Annotated in this window: 20 protein-coding genes; 3 read left to right on the top strand and 17 right to left on the bottom strand. The window is 43.8% G+C overall.

Annotated elements, in window-relative coordinates; genetic code table 11:
* The first annotated feature begins 11 nt into the window (after nucleotides 1-11).
* On the top strand, nucleotides 12-1,238 hold the full coding sequence (spoVV, locus tag SC79_RS03240; protein ID WP_039073858.1) for a dipicolinic acid transporter SpoVV: 1,227 nt from the start codon (nucleotides 12-14) through the stop codon (nucleotides 1,236-1,238).
* An 11-nt stretch (nucleotides 1,239-1,249) separates the two neighbouring features.
* Here the strand turns inward: spoVV and coaD are convergent, their stop codons facing one another.
* From coaD to SC79_RS03200, 8 genes are all read right to left on the bottom strand, one after another.
* Nucleotides 1,250-1,735, bottom strand: a complete 486-nt coding sequence (gene coaD / locus SC79_RS03235) for a pantetheine-phosphate adenylyltransferase (RefSeq protein ID WP_039073857.1) — start codon at nucleotides 1,733-1,735, stop codon at nucleotides 1,250-1,252.
* Between the two features lie 5 nt (nucleotides 1,736-1,740).
* Complete coding sequence (rsmD, locus tag SC79_RS03230; protein ID WP_039073856.1) at nucleotides 1,741-2,295, bottom strand: 16S rRNA (guanine(966)-N(2))-methyltransferase RsmD; 555 nt, start codon at nucleotides 2,293-2,295, stop codon at nucleotides 1,741-1,743.
* 323 nt (nucleotides 2,296-2,618) lie between these two features.
* The gene (locus tag SC79_RS03225) at nucleotides 2,619-2,891 is read right to left on the bottom strand and encodes a YlbG family protein (protein WP_010328041.1); all 273 of its coding nucleotides are present in this window, start codon (nucleotides 2,889-2,891) and stop codon (nucleotides 2,619-2,621) included.
* Nucleotides 2,892-2,944: 53 nt separating this feature from the next.
* Nucleotides 2,945-3,394: a regulatory iron-sulfur-containing complex subunit RicF gene (gene ricF, locus SC79_RS03220; RefSeq protein WP_003221370.1), complete on the bottom strand. Its 450-nt coding sequence runs from the start codon at nucleotides 3,392-3,394 to the stop codon at nucleotides 2,945-2,947.
* Nucleotides 3,395-3,518: 124 nt separating this feature from the next.
* Nucleotides 3,519-3,758: a YlbE-like family protein gene (locus tag SC79_RS03215; protein ID WP_039073855.1), complete on the bottom strand. Its 240-nt coding sequence runs from the start codon at nucleotides 3,756-3,758 to the stop codon at nucleotides 3,519-3,521.
* 15 nt (nucleotides 3,759-3,773) lie between these two features.
* The gene (locus SC79_RS03210; protein ID WP_039073854.1) at nucleotides 3,774-4,172 is read right to left on the bottom strand and encodes a YlbD family protein; all 399 of its coding nucleotides are present in this window, start codon (nucleotides 4,170-4,172) and stop codon (nucleotides 3,774-3,776) included.
* Between the two features lie 199 nt (nucleotides 4,173-4,371).
* Nucleotides 4,372-5,412: a CAP domain-containing protein gene (locus SC79_RS03205; protein ID WP_039073853.1), complete on the bottom strand. Its 1,041-nt coding sequence runs from the start codon at nucleotides 5,410-5,412 to the stop codon at nucleotides 4,372-4,374.
* An 81-nt stretch (nucleotides 5,413-5,493) separates the two neighbouring features.
* A complete protein-coding gene (locus SC79_RS03200; protein WP_039073852.1) occupies nucleotides 5,494-5,940 on the bottom strand; it encodes a CBS domain-containing protein in 447 nt (148 codons plus the stop codon).
* 139 nt (nucleotides 5,941-6,079) lie between these two features.
* Here SC79_RS03200 and SC79_RS03195 point away from each other — a divergent pair, with 139 nt between their 5' ends.
* On the top strand, nucleotides 6,080-6,442 hold the full coding sequence (locus tag SC79_RS03195; protein WP_082022516.1) for a YugN family protein: 363 nt from the start codon (nucleotides 6,080-6,082) through the stop codon (nucleotides 6,440-6,442).
* Between the two features lie 31 nt (nucleotides 6,443-6,473).
* Here SC79_RS03195 and ctaG read toward each other — a convergent pair whose 3' ends face one another.
* The 6 genes from ctaG to cyoE all read right to left on the bottom strand — a co-directional run bounded on the left by ctaG (nucleotide 6,474) and on the right by cyoE (nucleotide 12,472).
* On the bottom strand, nucleotides 6,474-7,367 hold the full coding sequence (ctaG, locus tag SC79_RS03190) for a cytochrome c oxidase assembly factor CtaG (protein ID WP_039073851.1): 894 nt from the start codon (nucleotides 7,365-7,367) through the stop codon (nucleotides 6,474-6,476).
* Nucleotides 7,368-7,393: 26 nt separating this feature from the next.
* A complete protein-coding gene (gene ctaF / locus SC79_RS03185; protein ID WP_010328415.1) occupies nucleotides 7,394-7,726 on the bottom strand; it encodes a cytochrome c oxidase subunit IVB in 333 nt (110 codons plus the stop codon).
* Nucleotides 7,727-7,728: 2 nt separating this feature from the next.
* Nucleotides 7,729-8,352: a cytochrome c oxidase subunit III gene (gene ctaE / locus SC79_RS03180; protein WP_039073850.1), complete on the bottom strand. Its 624-nt coding sequence runs from the start codon at nucleotides 8,350-8,352 to the stop codon at nucleotides 7,729-7,731.
* Nucleotides 8,352-10,220 (bottom strand): cytochrome c oxidase subunit I, encoded by a 1,869-nt coding sequence (ctaD, locus tag SC79_RS03175; RefSeq protein ID WP_039073849.1) that lies wholly within the window; start codon nucleotides 10,218-10,220, stop codon nucleotides 8,352-8,354. The genes ctaE and ctaD overlap by 1 nt, the downstream gene beginning before the upstream one ends.
* 32 nt (nucleotides 10,221-10,252) lie before the next feature.
* Nucleotides 10,253-11,323, bottom strand: a complete 1,071-nt coding sequence (coxB, locus tag SC79_RS03170) for a cytochrome c oxidase subunit II (protein ID WP_010328418.1) — start codon at nucleotides 11,321-11,323, stop codon at nucleotides 10,253-10,255.
* A gap of 231 nt (nucleotides 11,324-11,554) precedes the next feature.
* Complete coding sequence (cyoE, locus tag SC79_RS03165) at nucleotides 11,555-12,472, bottom strand: heme o synthase (RefSeq protein ID WP_039073848.1); 918 nt, start codon at nucleotides 12,470-12,472, stop codon at nucleotides 11,555-11,557.
* Nucleotides 12,473-12,823: 351 nt separating this feature from the next.
* On the opposite strand from cyoE, the gene ctaA reads away from it, so the two are divergent.
* Entirely contained in the window at nucleotides 12,824-13,741 is a 918-nt protein-coding gene (gene ctaA / locus SC79_RS03160) for a heme A synthase CtaA (RefSeq protein WP_039073847.1), read from the top strand.
* A 40-nt stretch (nucleotides 13,742-13,781) separates the two neighbouring features.
* Here ctaA and SC79_RS20375 read toward each other — a convergent pair whose 3' ends face one another.
* The 3 genes from SC79_RS20375 to SC79_RS03145 all read right to left on the bottom strand — a co-directional run bounded on the left by SC79_RS20375 (nucleotide 13,782) and on the right by SC79_RS03145 (nucleotide 18,892).
* Complete coding sequence (locus SC79_RS20375) at nucleotides 13,782-14,081, bottom strand: FAD-binding domain-containing protein (RefSeq protein WP_082022515.1); 300 nt, start codon at nucleotides 14,079-14,081, stop codon at nucleotides 13,782-13,784.
* Between the two features lie 78 nt (nucleotides 14,082-14,159).
* Nucleotides 14,160-17,606 carry a pyruvate carboxylase gene (gene pyc, locus SC79_RS03150; protein WP_039073845.1) on the bottom strand — a complete coding sequence of 1,149 codons (3,447 nt, stop codon included), beginning with the start codon at nucleotides 17,604-17,606 and terminating at the stop codon, nucleotides 14,160-14,162.
* 74 nt (nucleotides 17,607-17,680) lie between these two features.
* Entirely contained in the window at nucleotides 17,681-18,892 is a 1,212-nt protein-coding gene (locus tag SC79_RS03145; protein WP_039073844.1) for an FtsW/RodA/SpoVE family cell cycle protein, read from the bottom strand.
* Nucleotides 18,893-18,971: the final 79 nt, after the last annotated feature.

Below are 18,971 nucleotides of genomic sequence, written 5' to 3'. Positions count from 1 at the left end.
GGGAGGTAAGAATGAACTTGTCGAAGATTCATACACTTTTAATTGCTTCGTTTTTTCTATTTTTAACAGCGACTGTCATCTCACATCCGCAGGCTTCATTCGAAGCCTCTAAAACCGGGCTTTCTATGTGGTGGGAGGTTGTGTTTCCGTCATTGCTGCCATTTTTCATTCTGTCTGAACTCTTAATTGGTTTTGGCATTGTGCGGTTTGTCGGGGTTTTGCTTGAGCCTTTTATGCGGCCGATCTTTCGCGTGCCGGGTGTCGGCGGCTTCGTTCTTGCTATGGGAATGGCATCAGGAAATCCGGCGGGAGCAAAACTCACTGCCCGTCTTCGTCAGGAAAGACAGATTTCAAGAGTAGAAGCAGAACGGCTTGCGTCGTTTACCAACTCTTCAAATCCGCTCTTTATTTTTGGCGCTGTTGCCGTCGGTTTCTTTCAAAACGCGTCACTGGGCATTTTATTAGCCGCTGCACACTATTTGGGGAATCTGGCTGTCGGTTTAACGATGCGTTCCTATGGACGAAAGGAAGAGCAGCATCTCAGAGGAAAAAATACAATACCTTTTCCTTCGATCAAAGATGCCTTACACGCTCTGCATACCGCCAGACTTGCGGAAAAACGGCCCCTGGGCAAAATTTTAGGCGATGCCGTGACCTCTTCTGTTCAAACCCTTCTTATGGTGGGCGGATTTATTATTTTGTTTTCTGTCTTTAACAGGCTGTTATCCGTGGTGCAGCTGACTGATATTCTGTCTGTATTCACAAAAGGCGCGCTGACCTTGTTTCAGCTTCCGGCTCAACTGGACATCCCTCTATTATCAGGAATGTTTGAAATCACATTAGGAAGCAAACTTGTCAGCGAGACAGACGTTACCCTTCTGCAAAAAGCCATTATCGTCAGCTTTATTCTCGGGTTTAGCGGCTTTTCCGTTCAAGCTCAGGTGGCAGGTATTTTATCGGAAACCGATATCAGATTTAAACCATTTTTTATCGCGCGTTTGCTGCAGGGCGTGTATGCCGCCGTCTTCGTCATGCTTTTATGGGAGCCTCTATACACGGCATGGAATGATCCGTATCAGAATGTGTTCAAATCTCTTCATAGCGGCGAAATGCCAACAGCACTGATAAACGGCTGGAATCTGCTTGTACAAATTGGACCTGCTGTCACATTATGCGCGCTGTTTACGTACATTATCATTTTTTCTTACAGACTGACAAACGGCACAAAAAAAGGATGAGTCCAACTTCCTCATCCTTGCCTGAATTTTTGCTGAAGCGCCAGCTCTACTTCCGGCGGCACAAATTCTGATACAGAGCCATTGTATTTTGCCACTTCTTTGACGATGCTTGAACTTAAAAACGAATATTGATTGTTTGTCATCATAAAAAACGTCTCAATGGATTCATCAAGCACACGGTTAACAGATGTCCCCTGCATCTCGTATTCAAAATCAGACACTGCTCTCAAGCCTCTTAGAATCGCTTTCGCATTTTTTCGTTTGGCATAATCAATTAACAGTCCTTGCGACGTTTCAATTGTTATATTCGGAATGTCCTTTGTCACTTCTCTCAGAAGCTCACACCGCTCTTCAACACTAAACAAAGGTTTTTTTGAAGAGTTATTCAATACACACACATACACTTGTTCAAAAATATGCGCCCCGCGTCTGATGATGTCCAGATGCCCGTAGGTCACCGGATCAAAACTGCCGGGACAGACAGCTATACTCGCCACTCCATTTACCCCCTCTTTTTATAAATCGCTACACCTGTTAGTCCATAGATTTCTTTTCTTGTCATGACAAGATTCCCTACGGTTTCGGGAAGCTCGACCTCTCTGTCATGTTCAGCAACGATAAAGCCGCCGTCTTCCAGCATTTGATATTCATCAATCATCGTTAAAAGCGCTTTCAGCCTTTGTTCCTTATATGGCGGATCAAGAAAAATTCCCCGAAAGCCGGTTTCTCTTTTTGCAGCAGCTTGCAAAGCCCGTTCCGCATCATTGCGGTATACCTGTGCGTGTTTTGTAAGCTCTAGCGTTTTTACATTTGATTTAACCGTTTGAATTGCTTTAAAATCACGGTCAACGAATATGCAATGCTCAAACCCGCGTGAAAGCGCTTCGATTCCAAGACCTCCACTCCCCGCGAATAAGTCCAGTCCCCTTCCCCCGTCAAAATAAGGGCCGATCATATTGAAAATGGATTCCTTCACTTTATCGGTTGTCGGTCTTGTTGACGTTCCCGGGACAGCCTTTAGTGAACGGCCTTTTTTCGATCCAGAAATTACTCTCATGTTCCACACCACTTTTTCTAAAAGCTATTTTGTATTCTTATCCGGCCGGACGCCGCTATGTACATAGAAAAAAATCAACCCTATCTTAACATAAAGCATTCTTTCAAACAATGAACGCTAATCTTGATCAAACATATGTATAGGCAGGTTGATCCTTGTCCATACTATAAGCAACAGCATCTAGAGGATGTTGTTGCCAACCGCGGAGAAGACTTACGTTTCCCCATAAGTTCTTCCTCCGGTTTCTCCTCTCCCTTTGCCTTCTCCTTAACTTGTTAAGGAATAGAAGGACCCCGCAGAAGTCTGCGGGGATTTTTTTATAGCTATATGCCGATTTTATAATCGTATTCCTTCGCTTTATCAAGCTTTGACTCGAATTCCAATTTTAAAAACGGTTTATAAGAAGGCTCCACTTTCTTTACAAATGAGTAAGATGCGATCTTTTCCATTGTTTTTTCAATTTGGTTCATATCGCAATATAGCACGACATATTTTAAGCGTTTTGATACATAGTGCACATTTCCGAACTTCCTCAGCATTTTGCTTTGTTTTAGGGAATGCAGATACACAATCATGCCCTGGCGCCTATTCTCCAATACAATCACCTGCCTGATTTCTCTTATATGTAAAGACGAGACGGCCAGTCTCGTCAGGACACTTTGCATCCGCAGCTTCCGCCTGAACCGCAGCCGCCTCCGCATGAAGACAAACCGTCAAAATAAGGGTTCCCAGTCGGCACTTTCACATGCTCTGAAACAGCTGTTCCAATCTCGACGCTGACCTCATCAAGAATAGACTGGAGTTCATTTTCAGCTCTCTTAAAGTCAGCCACCTTATCGTTCAGGTCCAGCTCCCGCTTGATCTCCCTCATTTTCCGGGATATTTCTCTATAGTCAGGATGATATTTGCCAAAACGCTGTACATCCTCATACTGCTCTTTTATTTTGATAAAAGAACGAATAATCCGCCCTGCCTCTTCATCTTCTTGGAGACGCTTGTAACAATTGCGGTAGTTCTCAGCCGTCTCCGACTGCAGAATCATCTCGGCAAGCTGCTGAGCTTCACTTTGAAGCCGCACGGATTCCATCGTCGCATACATAGCACGCACCTCCAGTTGTTAGTTTACCACGAAACCAGCCAATTGGAAAATGCTTAATCCGCAGCCCGAAAACAATCTGTCTCTCTGCATTTACAGCATGAAAAAAGACCCTATTTCGGGCCTTTTAATCTTTTGTCCGCATCGCTTGAAACATTTGCATCATCATTTGCGCCATTTGAATCCCGTTTGTAAATTGATTCACCCTGTGCGGTATGGTTTTTTCATAAAAGTTCATCATCTCAAGCTGAAAGGAGGACAGATCATCCGGTTTCCTCGAAAGCCTGCGGTACCATATCGGCTGTTCTCTGATGAATCGTTTCCGTTGTTCGTTGGCTTGAATAAATTCCTGAACCTCTTTGCGCATACGAGTTCCCCTTTTTTAATCCTTTCGAAACGAAAAAGGATGCTGTCCAGATCCTGGCTGAGATTGCTTCTGGCCGCTCCCGGAAAATGTATGGAGAAGACTTTGCAGTGATGAAATTGACTGGCTCATTTTATCGATTTGTTCGTTCATTTGATTGACATCCATTTTTTTCACCGCTGTCACCATTTTAGAGACAAAATCATTTTTTTCCGATGCTTCCGGCACAGCTTTAGCAGCTTCTTCCGGTTCCCGATATGGATCCCAGATCGGGTCGCCCTCCCCGAAAAGAACCCAATTTTCATAGACGTCCTGCCAGCTTCTTTGTTCTTTACGCACTTCTTTTATCAGCTTGGGATGCTTTTTGACGAATTGTTTAAAGTCGTTGATTGAATGATTGGCATGTTGATTCGCCACAATCCTCACCCCCTCCGAAAATCGATACCTACTACAATGTATCGTTTTGCGAAGCATTGTGTTCGCCTATATTCATTCACAAAATAAATTTTTAGATTTTCTCGATACACTCGTGAAAAAGCCTTATTGAAGGATGCATTCAGATCAACATGCCTTTGTAATTAGAAAAGCCGCGGAACCATTTGGCCGCGGCTTTTCATTACCATCGCTTTATAAAATTTTGAGTGTAATATTTCCGGTCTACTCCGACACCTAGATGCGTATAATCTGCATTTAAAAGCGCTTTTCGATGACCTTCACTATTGAGCCAGCCTTCTACAGCGGCCGGACCGTCCACATAATTGTATGCGATATTTTCCCCCGCTTGCTGAAAGTCAACATTCCCTTTTTCTAAGCGGTCTTTCAATGTCCCGTATTTTTTAGAAACATGGGAGAAATAGTTATTGTCCTTCATATCCTCGCTATGCCCAAAAGCCACTTCTGCCGTCGGCTGGTCCCACTCAAGTTTCGCAAGCCCATGCTTGACACGTATCACATTCGTCAGATCAAATATTTGCTTTTCACTCGTCGTTTGGATCTTTTTCCACTTATCATCTGAAACAGCTTCTGGTTTCATTAATTCACCGCGGTATACAACCTCATAAGGCCTTTGCTTGACAAAGGTTTGCGCATCAAACGCCCTGATGCTGGATAGCTTCCCCTCAAATTTGTCCATATACAGCTGGACATACATTTTTCCTATCTTTACAGTCGGCCTTGTATTGATATCCTCTTCCGAAAACTCAAAACGATAGGAATTTCCTTTATACTCTACATTCACAAACGGTGCAACCTGAGTCGTCTTGAATACTTCTCCGGTTGATTCGCCAATTTTGAATGGCTTTGCGTTAATATCATTCCCAGCTGCAAATAATGTGACTACTTTATGATTTAATACTCCGATTTGGACATACTGGTCCTTTCCTTGACTGTAAATCCACCAATTGTAGTCATAAGCGGAAGGGTCAATGCGTTCAGGTTCCCCAAGCTTTTTCGTTACTTCTTCGGCGGACTTGCCCATAAAGGATAATAACCCTGATGTTGGCATATGTATTCGTTTGCCGCTTTGCGCTTCCTCATTAGACACCTGAGGTTCGCTGTCATTTGATTTTTTTTCAGGAGAAGCTCCATATTGAATAAACAGAACATAAGTTCCGCAGATAATCAAGAGGATAACCATTGCTCTCAATATATTTTTCAATCTATCACCCCCGTGCCATCACATGTCTTGCCTTACATCTCATTACAATACAGCCTATTTAACATGTCAAAGATTTATGTGTTAATGAAAAAAGCCTTCTCTTCTGTCATCACCCTCGGAGATATCCGATAGGGCGGTGCCTGCACGTTCATTCGTTTGCTCAGATAAAGATAGATCACCAAGCGTGACGATTCCAGTCAGCTTTTTGTTTTTTGTAACAGGTATCCTTCTGAGCTGATGTGATGCCATCAAATGAAGAACCTCATCAACTGAAGCATCTTCCTCCACACTGACAGGTTTTTCGGTCATCGCGTCAGTGATTTTTTGCGAATTCGGTTTTTTTATCGCGATCCCTCTTAACACGAGATCACGGTCGGTCACGATGCCAACAAGTGTTTCTCCATCCTTATCAACTACCGGAACCACACCTATATTCGCGTCCTTCATCTTTACTGCAGCTTCATATACATTATCTAATACCGTGCAATATTGCAAGTCGGCTGTCATCAGATCTTTTATTTTTGTCATCCGTATAACCTCCTTTAGTCTAGTGCTATTGTCGTCAAAATTTATTTTTTGCATACTTTCAAAGGAAGAAGATCCATTGAAAGTTTAACGCTTTCATACTATGATTGTCAGGAAAGGTAAATTTTATAAGGAGGGGTCAGTGTTGAAGTTTACTGAAAGCGGGCTTGAAGGGGTAAAGGCTGAGCTCAGCTGGCTAGACGACTTGATGGAAAGCAAAGGTCTCATCAGAGCGGGTCAATGGGATTATGAAAGAGTCACCTATGACAGAAAGTTTTCGACGATTGAGGGTACGTTTTACCTGCGGATACCGGGCATTGCGGCTGAGGGCGATGTAGGGAGCGGCCGCGCCGTGATTCAATTAATGTCCCCTCTCTTAGGCAAGCATTACTACCCGCACGGCGTAGAATATGGAGAAACGGAATTGTTCCCCGTACAGGTTGTAACAAAGAGCAAGGCACTGATTCAGGACATAACCGACACGCTAAAAACAGTTCAAATGTAACGAAAAGGTACAGCATCTTCTGCTGTACCTTTTATAATATGGTCTGCTGAATATACGGCGGTTCTTCCTGCCCGTCCTTTTCTCTTTCTTTCTTCACCCATTGGAAAAAAACAATCGCCAAAAAAGTGCCGTATACAATTTCCTGAATGATTTTCATCATGACTGCTCCGAGCTGCTGATCCTCCAACAAAGGGAGTGTATTGAACATCTCTGGTCCTGTTAATGGGATCTGCCCCATCATATCCGCAGGCACACAAAGCTTCATTGCTTCAGCCCACGCAGATGGATCTGTATAGGTGGCATATAACGGCGCACCGCTGAACATGATCAGCGCGCAAGCTGGCGTAAGCAGCATACCGTCCGCCATAATATATCCCAGTTTCATTAAGCCGCTGAGCTGCCGAAGGCGCTCTACCTTATGAACAAGCGGCCACCACATGAAAAACGCCAGCACAAAGATAAGCCAAGTCATTACTGTATGATAAAACGGGTCCGTTTTGACAGTATCAAAAATAAGCGGAACATGATATAAAGAAAAAATGCCGTTAAACAAAAGCAAAGCAATTAAAGGCGTCGTAAAAAATGAAAAAACCGGTTTAATGGCAGGCCTGAAAATGATTTTTTCCCAGAGCCATGCGGGAATTCCCGCAATCAATAATGGCGGGACGACCAAATACAGGACAGCCATTTGCACCATATGAGCGCTGAACATAATGTGTCCGAGCAGATCTACCGGACTCCCTTCCGCTGCATATAAAAACAGCATCGCCGATAGAAAGCACACCATCTCTTTACCTGTTATCCGTTCTGGCTTAGAAAACATTCGCCAGTAAAAATAGAGATAAAGCACCGTAATACTCAACAGGATACAAAAAAGATAAGGGCTCCACATCGCGCGAAACCCAAACACGTCTAACTGATCCATTATTTCACCTCCGGCGGCTGTTCACATTACCACCATATAATTGTGACAAACGCAAGCACAGTGATGAACGCGACAAACATGCCTGAATACAAAAACAGTGCCGGCGCTTCATGCCCTTTTTGATTCATATGCATGAAATAATAAAGCTGGAAGATGACTTGAATCGCAGCTAGCAGAATAATGAAAGGAATCGTAAACCAGCTGCCGATGCCATCCGTTGCCACAGTCAGAAAGGCCACAATCGTAAGGCCGATCATTAAGCCAAAAGACAGAACCTGATATTTCATCTCCTGAGCGTGCTTCTTTTTCTTAAATTCAAGGCCGCTGTTGATATGCCTTCTGCTTTTTTTACCGACCATGTTTATCCCACCATCCCCATTAAATATACAACGGTAAAGATGAAGACCCACACGACATCAATAAAGTGCCAATAAAGACTTGCAACATAAAACTTAGGCGCCGTATACAGGTTTAGTCCCCTTTTGGCATTGCGGATCATCAGCGTGCTGATCCACATAAGCCCAAATGCCACGTGGGCGCCGTGTGTGCCGACAAGCGTGTAAAACGCGGAACCGAGCGCAGAGCTTGTGATCGTAAAGCCAAACTCATGGATGTAATGCTTAAATTCATAGATTTCAAGTCCTAAAAATCCCGCCCCCAATAAGAGCGTAATTCCCAGCCAAAGCTGCATTTTTCCGAATGAAAAGTTCTTCATGTGGTACATCGCGTACACACTCGTTAAACTGCTCGTTAATAAGAGCATTGTGGCGATAAACACAAGCGTCACATCAAACATTTCCGTCGTAGGCGGGTCACCGGCGTTTGAATTCCGGAGTGCGAGAAACGTGGCGAAGAGAGACGCGAACAAAACTGTCTCTCCCCCAAGAAAAAGCCAAAATCCTAAAAATTTATTTTTCCCTTCCATTGTTACTTTTTCGGGAGAAGCTGGAAAGGTTTCCGCAGTGAATTTTTCTTCAATTTGCATTATGCCTTCACCCCTTTATCATCGTTCGGCAGTTCCTCTTTATGAATATGATAGCCGTGATCATCAATGACTGAGCGAAGCAGCATCGTGATAAATGTGATGCCGAGCCCGATAAAGATCACCGGCAGCCCCCAAGCGTGATCGGTTCTGTACAGCAGCCCGAACGCTGCGACAAAGAGGCCAAAGGAAATGATGAACGGCAGGATTGAGCCGTTTGGCATATGAATATCATCAACCGGTTCAGCCGGTGTCATTGATTTGTGTCCTGCCTGCTTCTCGATCCAAAACGGATCAAGCCCTCTGACAAAAGGAAGCTGTTTAAAATTATACTCAGGCGGCGGTGAAGAAACGGTCCATTCAAGGGTACGTCCGTCCTGCCATGGATCAGCTCCGACATATTGGCCTTTTACCGATGTCCAAATGACATTGACCAGCAGAAGAATAACTGCTGCCGCCATAAAAAACGCCCCGATTGTACTGATCAAGTTGCCTGTTTCAAGACCCTGGTCCGGTAAAAATGTATAAACCCGGCGCGGCATCCCCATTAATCCGACAAAATGCTGAATGAAAAACGTGAGGTGGAAGCCGATAAAAAACAATACAAATGAAATTTTACCCATGGTCTCATGCAGAATTTTACCGAACATTTTCGGCCACCAAAAATGAACACCGGCTAAAAGGCCGAATACCACTCCGCCAATAATGACATAGTGGAAATGCGCCACCACAAAATACGTATCATGGAACTGATAGTCAGCAGCAGCGGCTGCCAGCATGACTCCCGTCACGCCGCCGAGCACGAAGGACGGTATAAATGAGACGGCATACAGCATCGCGGTCGTATACTTTACATTTCCTCCCCAAATCGTCAATAGCCAGTTGAAAATTTTAATCCCGGTCGGTATCGCGATAGCCATTGTGGCAACTGCAAAAATCGCATTTGCAATCGGTCCGAGACCTGTCGTAAACATATGGTGCACCCAAACCATAAAACCCAGAAAGCCAATGAGCACGATGGCAAAAACCATTGATGAATACCCAAACAAACGCTTTCTGGCGAACACAGGGATGACCTCTGAAAAAATACCGAATGCAGGCAAAATCAAGATATAAACCTCCGGGTGGCCAAAGATCCAAAATAAATGCTCCCAAATGACCGTATTCCCGCCAAGCTCTGGATTAAAGAAATTGGTGCCGAACAGCCGATCCAGCATCATCAGAGCCAATCCGGCCGTAAGCGGCGGAAAGGCAAACAAAATCAATGCAGAAGCCACAAATGTCGTCCAAGTAAACAAAGGCAGCCTCATGTACGTCATGCCAGGAGCCCTCATGTTAATAATCGTAGCCAAAAAGTTAATCCCTGCTATCAGCGTCCCGAGCCCCGATATTTGTAGTCCGAGGACGAAAAAGTCTATGCCGTGCCCTTCCGAATGAAGCGAAAGTGAAGCGTATGATGTCCAGCCCGCGTCTGGCGCTCCGCCCAAAAACCAGCTTAGATTTAAGAAAATGCCTCCGAAAAAGAAGAGCCAAAAACCAAGCGAGTTTAAAAATGGAAACGAAACGTCCCGAGCCCCAATCTGCAAAGGCACGACCGCATTCATCAAGGCAAATAAAAGCGGCATCGCAGCCAGAAAGATCATCGTCGTCCCATGCATTGTCATAACTTCATTGTACGCTTGAGCACTGAGAAAAGCATTTTCCGGCTTTGCAAGCTGGATTCTGATAAACATCGCTTCTATTCCCCCGACAAGAAAGAAGAATCCCCCGGCGATTAAGTAAAGAATCGCGATTTTTTTATGGTCCACCGTCGTCAAATAATCCCAAAGTATAGATCCGCGCGTCCGCTTTTCTGTAAGCGCATTCAACATATGTGACCTCCCCCAATATCTCCCTTTCTTCCCTACTTGCTTTCCGTTTTTAAGCCTTTTAAGTATTCATAAAGCGCATCTGTTTCACTGTCTGAGAGCTTCGGATAAGTTCCTGTCATTTTGTTCCCCGGTTTTATGCTCTCAGGATCCTTGAGCCAAGCTTTCACATTTTCTTCGTTGGCGTCTTTCACCCCTGCCACTTTTGCCCTTTCACCGAAGGTCGCTAAGTTGGGAGCCGTTCTTGCTGCTTCTGCCCGCTTATCATTCGGCTCGACGGCATGGCAGCTCAGGCAGTTCTTCTCTTTAAACAGTTCTTCGCCCTGCTTAGCCAAATCACTCTCTGCTGTAGACTTATAGTTTTTCATTTCTTTTGTCCAACCCTGAAATTCTTTTGCAGACATCGTTTTCACCTTAAAATCCATCAGCGCGTGTGAAGGGCCGCAAAGCTCTGCACACTTCCCAAAAAACATATCTCCTGCCTCTTTGCTTCTTTTTGAATCAAATGTCAGGAAAAACTTATTTTCGTTATCCGTATTCGTATCAAGTTTTCCTCCAACTGAAGGAATCCAGAAGGAATGTTTGACATCTGAGGCTTTTAAATTAAAATATACACGCTGGTCTGTCGGCACAATCAGCTCCTGGCTTGTGATAATGCCGTAATCAGGGTATTCAAACTCCCACCAGTATAAATTTGCCCGGACATTGACTACAAGCGCATCCTCAGCTTTGCGGCTTTTCTTATCCATTGGTGATGTATCCGCAAGCTCTAGCGTATATAGTACGACAGGGATCACAAGAATAATGAGCAGCAAAATCGGGATCACAGTCCATGTGATTTCTAAAAATTTGTTCCCCTCTACCTGTTTCGGTATCGTGTTCTCACCGACCCGTGATCTTCTGAATCTCACAATCACATAAAAGAAGATAACAGATACTACTGCAACAACAACCACCATAATCAATGTACTGAGCACCGTCAGGTCATACTGTTTATCAGCCACCTCGCCAGCAGGCTTGAGCGTGGATAAAAAAGGTTTTCCACATCCGCTTAATAGAAGCGGCACTAAGGCTAATAATGAAATAAGACGCCAATGCTTTACCATTTCACCCAACCCCTTTTCTGGTCAATACAAAGGCGGAGAGCAGACTCGCAATCCAGCCTATCACCAATAAAGCACTTACATTTCCTCTTCTCTTAAATTATGAGTTTTTTTACTCAAAATGCCATCTATGTATAAAAGTAAAGCCGCCTGATGAAGGAAAAGGTCAAGGCGGCATTTACTAGTTGTCATCGATTATTTTGAAGCGATAAAACAAACAATGTATCTATTTTTTTAGAAAAGAGTCAAGACAACCATGGCAACGAAATAGATTGTCATGTAATTAAGCGAGTAAATGAACATCTGCGTTGCCCACTTCATGATATTTTTGGTGCGGAGGCCCATCAAGCCTAGAATCAGCCAGCCGATATTTAACAGCAAGCCGAGGATGACAATCGGAAGGCCCAGACTTCCAAGGAAAAACGGAAGCGGCATCAGGCACGCAACCCACACAATTATTTGTCTTTTTGTCACTTCAAATCCGTATACGACAGGAAGCATCGGAATATTTGCAGCTCTGTAATCCTCAGTTTTCTTAATAGCCAATGCTAAGAAATGAGGAATCTGCCAAATAAATAAAATCATGAATAATACCCATGCTACGACACCGATATGCCCTTCCACTGCCGTCCATCCAATAAGCGGCGGGACTGCACCGGAAACGCTTCCTACTACTGTGTTAATGGTATAGCGGCGTTTCGTCCACATTGTATATAATACAACATACGTAAAGACTCCGATAAAACCGATAACAGCAGCCATGACAGTTGTCATCAGCAGCATGATCAATCCTAAAGCAACCAGCAAAATTCCAGACCATAACGCCTGATTCGGCTGAATTTTACCCGTAACCGTCGGTCTTACTTTCGTGCGCTCCATAAGATGATCAATATCCCGGTCATACCAGTTATTGATCGCGCAGGAGCCCGCAATAATCAAAGATGACCCGATTAATGTAAGAAGAACGGTGTTTATATTGCCTAAAAAACTCAAACCGGAGATATGCAGCGCAAGCCACATTCCAGTAAAAGTCGTGATGAGATTGGAATTGACGATCCCTATTTTAATAAGGGAAAGAAAATCTTTCCATGCCGTTGTTTCTTCAATTTGTCCGTCTATAGCCGTATCATTTATGATTCTGGAGTTAGCCATAACGTAAACCTCCCTTACAAACCTAGCGCAGGACAATAAAAAAACCTGCAACTCTATCATACAAGATAACCTCTTGTAAAAAAACATCCTATTAAATATTAAACGACAAACAGGAATTTATTTGTGAACTTTTTATGAATTTTACCGAAGATAAAGGCAATCGCCAAATCCGCGGTGCGTTTACCTTATTTCTATCAGACCCGGCATGAATAATCAAGTGTACATTTTCCGGAAGCCGCCATTCTATTATATTTTTGTGAACAAAAGGCTCTAAGAATTGCCTCGAAACACATATTCGCTTACACTTGGAACGTATATAAAATTGCAGCATGTTAAGAAGGTGAATATTGTATGAATAAAGCATTAAAAGCTCTCGGTGTTCTGACAACATTTGTCATGCTCATTGTTTTAATCGGAGGAGCTCTTGTTACAAAAACAGGTTCCGGCCAAGGCTGCGGCAGAGAGTGGCCTCTGTGTCACGGCCGTTTTTTCCCTGAAATGAATCCGGCTTCAATTATTGAATGGAGCCACAGATTCGCAAGCGGGATCTCTATTATCCTTGTGTTAAGCCTTGCGTTTTGGTCATGGAGAAAAATCACGCCGATTTTCCGTGAAACAACGTTTCTCGCGATCATGTCTATTATCTTTTTATTTTTACAGGCATTGCTTGGCGCATTGGCTGTCGTATTCGGTTCAAACGCGCTGATTATGGCGCTTCACTTTGGCATCTCATTGATATCTTTCGCTTCAGTGCTTATTTTGACGTTGCTTATATTTGAAGCTGACAAATCGGTCAGAAAGCTGGTCAAACCGCTTAAAATCGGCAAAAGAATGCAATTTCACATGATAGGAATATTAGTATATTCCTATATCGTTGTGTATACAGGCGCATATGTAAGACATACAGAATCAAGTTTGGCATGCCCGGATGTGCCGTTGTGCAGTCCGCTAAACAATGGGCTCCCGACTCAATTTCATGAATGGGTGCAAATGGGCCACAGAGCAGCAGCCTTGCTGTTGGTTGTATGGATTATTGTGGCCGCTGTTCATGCCATTACTTCCTATAAAGATCAAAAACAGATCTTTTGGGGCTGGATCTCATGTCTTATTTTTATTACATTACAGGCGCTGTCCGGCATTATGATCGTATACTCTGAAATGGCTCTGGGCTTTGCACTTGCCCACTCATTCTTTATTGCCTGCCTGTTTGGAGTTCTATGCTACTTCTTATTATTGATTGCACGGTTCCGTTACGAATCCAGACAGTGATAAAGATGTCAGGCCAAAGCTTCCAATGCTTTGGTCTTTTTTATGCCATGTTTTTTGCCGTTTCATATGGCTCAATGGCAAGCCTCCGCTGAACTTGATGATCAATGAGCGGCTTGGGGTAATCCTCGCCGATGATGCAGGATGAACTCGCTTGAATTAGAGGCGTCATTTTCAATGGCTTTTGAAGAAATTCATCCGGAATATGTTTCAATTCAGGAATGTACCTTCTAATAAACAGCCCATCCGGATCAAACCTCTTCGATTGGGTGACAGGATTAAATATCCTGAAGTACGGAACAGCATCAGTCCCGACAGAAGCTGGCCGCTGCCATCCGCCAATGTTAGATGCAGATTTGTTTCACTCCGCTTTTCATCTAAAAAACAAGAGTGTATATCAAATGATATACACTCTTGTTTTTTATGCTTTTTCAATCTCGAGAAGAAGATCTCCCGTTTGGATCGGCTCGCCATTTTTCACATGAACCTGCTTGATTGTTCCTGAGAAAGGCGCCTGAACCGTTGTTTCCATTTTCATCGCTTCATTGATCATCAAATGATCACCTTTATTGACTTTTGTACCTGCCTCAGCCAACACCTTAATAACCGTTCCAGGCATGGAGGCTGCGATGTGGCTTGGATTTGTCCGGTCCGCTTTCAGCTTTTCCTGAACGGAAGACTTAATGCTTTCATCTTTAATCACAACTTCACGCGGCTGCCCGTTCAGTTCAAAATAAACGACACGAGTGGCATCAGGCTGGGGCTCGCCGATTGAAATCAGCTTAACAATCAATGTTTTCCCGCGCTCAATTTCCACTTCTATTTCTTCACCCAATGTCATGCCATAGAAAAATGTCGGGGTATCTAATACCGAAATGTCTCCATAGTTTTCTGCTGTTTTCACATAATCAGAGAAGACTTTAGGATAAAGGGCATACGCAACGGCATCTTGATCTGAAATCTCCAAGTGATGCTGCTCTTTAAATTCTTGTTTGATTGCTTCAAAGGATACCGGCTCAAGCAATTCTCCTGGTCTGACCGTAATTGGCTCCTGTCCCTTTAAGATCAGCTTTTGGAGTTTTTCAGGGAATCCGCCATGAGGCTGGCCGATATTTCCTTTGAATAACTCAACAACTGAATCAGGGAAATCCAATGATTCGCCTTTTTCGTAGACGTCCTTTTCAGTCAAGTTGTTTTGTACCATGTATAGCGCCATATCTCCGACTACTTTTGAGGAAGGCGTGACCTTCACGATATCGCCGAACATATCGTTGACGCGTCTGTACATTGCTTTGACTTCATTCCATCGGTCGCCTAGGCCTACTCCCTTCGCTTGCTGCTGCAGGTTGCTGTATTGGCCTCCAGGCATTTCGTGCTCATAAATTTCAGTATGCGGCGACTTCATTCCGCTTTCAAATTCGCTATAGTATTTACGTACTGATTCCCAATATTGGGATAGCGTTTCAACGTTTTGGACATCCATTTCCGGACGGCGGGCGTTTCCTTCCATCGCATGATAAAAACCGCTTGCGCTAGGCTGCGACGTTAAACCCGCCATTGAGCTGACCGCCACGTCTATGATGTCAACGCCTGCTTCAACGGCTTTCGCATACATATAAACACCGTTTCCACTCGTATCATGCGTATGCAGGTGAACCGGAATGTCGATCGTCTCTTTCAATGCGGAAACGAGTTCATATGCAGCCTGCGGTTTTAACAGCCCCGCCATATCTTTAATTCCGAGAATATGAGCTCCGGCAGTTTCAAGCTCCTTCGCCATTGACGTATAATAAGCAAGATCATATTTCGTACGGTTCTTATCAAGGATATCTCCCGTGTAACAAATCGCGGCTTCTGCCACTTTACCCGTATCACGAACCGCATCAATGGCTAATGTCATCCCTTTTACCCAATTTAAGCTATCGAATATACGGAACACATCAATACCGGATTGAGCGGATTGCTTCACAAATTCTTTAATCACATTGTCCGGGTAATTTGTATAGCCGACTGCGTTTGATGAACGAAGCAGCATCTGGAATAAGGTATTCGGCACTTCCTTTCGAAGGTCCTCCAGACGCTTCCACGGATCTTCTTTCAGGAATCTGTAGGCTACATCGAAGGTCGCGCCTCCCCACATTTCCATGCTGAATAGCTCAGGCCATAAAGCAGCCGTCGGATTCGCGATTTTTTTCAAATCATGTGATCTGAATCTCGTCGCCAACAAAGATTGGTGTGCATCCCTGAATGTTGTATCAGTTAAAAGGACAGATTTTTGTTCCTTCACCCATTTTGCAAGACCTTCTGCACCTTTTTCATCAAGGATTTGCTTTGTTCCTCTTGCAGGCTCCAGTTCAGCGTCCGCTTTTACGTGTATTGGCTTGTCAAACGCCGGTTTTTCTTTTTTACCGATTCCGGGGAACCCATTCACTGTCACATTGCCGATATACGTGAGCATTTTCGTGCCGCGGTCTTTCTGTTTAGGGAAATTAAATAATTCAGGTGTTGTATCAATGAAGGACGTATCATATTGCCCTGTCAGGAATTTATCATGCTTTGCAACGTTCTCAAGGAACGGAATGTTTGTTTTAATGCCCCTGATTCTAAACTCCTGAAGGTTTCGGACCATTTTGGCCGCCGCCTGTTCAAATGTTAAAGCCCAAGTTGAAAGCTTAACGAGAAGTGAATCGTAATACGGCGTAATCACGGCGCCTTGGAAGCTGTTTCCGGTGTCAAGCCGGACACCAAAGCCGCCGCCAGAGCGGTAAGCCATAATTTTTCCTGTATCAGGCATGAAATCATTCTGCGGATCTTCAGTCGTTACCCGCGACTGAATTGCATAACCGATTGTGGAAATGTCCTTTTGCTGCGGGATATTTACTTTTTTGCTGTGAAGACTGTGCCCTTGGGCAACAAGAATCTGTGATTGTACAATATCGACACCGGTAATCATTTCCGTAATTGTATGTTCAACTTGTACGCGCGGATTTACTTCAATAAAATAGAACTCGTTGTTCGCGACAAGGAACTCAACCGTACCTGCGTTTATGTAATCCACATTTTTAGCAAGCGCAACTGCCGCTTCACAAATTTGAACTCTCAATTCAGATGACAGCGAGACACTCGGCGCTACTTCGATTACTTTTTGGTGGCGTCTTTGAACGGAACAATCCCTTTCAAAAAGATGAACCACGTTGCCCTGCTTGTCTCCAATGACTTGAACTTCAATATGTTTAGGATTTTCAATTAGTTTCTCCACATATACTTCGTCATTGCCAAAGGCTGCTTTTGCCTCTGATTTTGCACGATTATATGCTTCTTTTACTTCACTTTCATTTCTGACAATTCTCATGCCGCGCCCGCCGCCGCCAAGAGAAGCTTTAATAATCATCGGATAACCGTGAGTTTGTCCGAATTGTTCGACGGCTTCAAGCGTTTCTGCAGGGCCATCGCTTCCCGGGATTACAGGAATTCCGGCTTTTTCTGCCTGTTCACGCGCCTTCACCTTGTCACCAAACATATTTAAATGTTCAGAAGTAGGGCCGATGAACACGATGCCTTCTTCTTCACAGCGTTTGGCGAATTGTATATTCTCAGATAAGAAACCGTATCCCGGATGGATTGCATCCACTTTGTTTCTTTTCGCAATATCAATGATACCCTCAATATCCAGGTAAGCATCAATCGGTTTTTTCCCTTCCCCAACCAGGTACGCTTCATCTGCTTTATAACGATGATAGGAACCGGAATCTTCTTTTGAATAGACCGCAACTGTACGAATATTTAATTCTGTACAAGCCCGGAATATACGGATTGCAATTTCTCCCCTGTTTGCTACTAACACTTTTTGTATAGATTGCTGTGACAAACTTTTTTCCCCCTTACCCGAATGGAATATAATCTATCATAAAGGAATATCCTTCCCATGTACACAGTTGTTTTTTACAGATAAACAGTTTTTTCGAGCTGCTTTTTCTTCATTCCCTTTGATGCCACAGGCTCTTTCTTTCTCTTATTATCTGAATATTTGATAAACATGCTGATGTTGGCTAATATCCCCATACTTGCCAGCAGCAGCACTAAAGAAGACCCCCCGTAGCTGATAAACGGCAGCGTAACTCCTGTAATGGGAATTAATCCGCTGACACCGCCAAGGTTAATAAACGATTGGATGGCGATCATGCTTGAAATACCGATTGCCAGAAGACTTCCAAACGGGTCCTCGCATTTTCTGGCTATATAAAAACCTTTTATGACGATAAACCCCAGCAGAATAATCACAAACAATACCCCAAAAATACCAAGTTCTTCGGCAATGACAGCCATGATAAAGTCAGTATGCGACTCAGGAAGATACCCGTATTTTTGAATGCTTTCACCAAGTCCCATACCGAAAATACCGCCTGATCCGATTGCATAATAGGAATTAATCACTTGCAGACCTGATGAATCCGCATATTTAAACGGATCTTCAAGGCTCTCAAAACGATCTAAACGCTTTTCTGTCAGGATCTTGTCCTTATTTAGATAAATAATCGGGCTGACTAGGAGCAAAACAATCCCGCCCAGCAAAACGAGCCTTGCCAGAGTCTTTCCGCTGAAACCGGAACACAAAATCATGCATGCCGCAATTAATCCGATAATCGCCGCTGTACCTAAATCAGGCTGCATCGCGATCAATCCGCATAGAATGATTGTCATCACGACCGGAGGCGCAACCCCCGTTAGCAAATGATCAATATAGCTTTGTTTTTTGGCGTATACAGCAGCAAGGTATAATATGACCACTAGCTTGACAAATTCGCCCGGCTGCAAACTCAACCCGCCAATTTTAAACCAGCTTTGCGCGTTTCCGGCAACATGCCCGAATACGAACAGCGAGATGAGCGCAAAAACAGAAACAAGCAGCATTCCTTTCTGAAACTTTTGGTGAGCCAATGCCTTGTAAGGAAACAAAGCCATGAATATAAAAAGTGCGCCACCCGCAAATAAAGCAAACAGCTGCCGCATGAAGAAAAAATTACTGCTGACTCCATACCGAGAAACAGCCGTAATCATGCTAGAACTGTATACCATCACTAAACCGAATCCGCACAGTAAAACAATCGCGAATATCAGTGAGTAATCATAAGATTTGAGCATTTTTTTTAACATAACATCCTCTTCCCTGCTTCCAACTTCCATTATCTATGGTTTTTATGTATTTATCTTTTTTATTTTACTACAATTTATC

Source organism: Bacillus sp. MSP13 (assembly GCF_000815295.1).
Classification (GTDB): Bacteria; Bacillota; Bacilli; order Bacillales; family Bacillaceae; genus Bacillus; species Bacillus vallismortis.
Note: the sequence above shows the minus strand (reverse complement) of the source record. Positions and strands in the feature narration are given on the sequence as shown.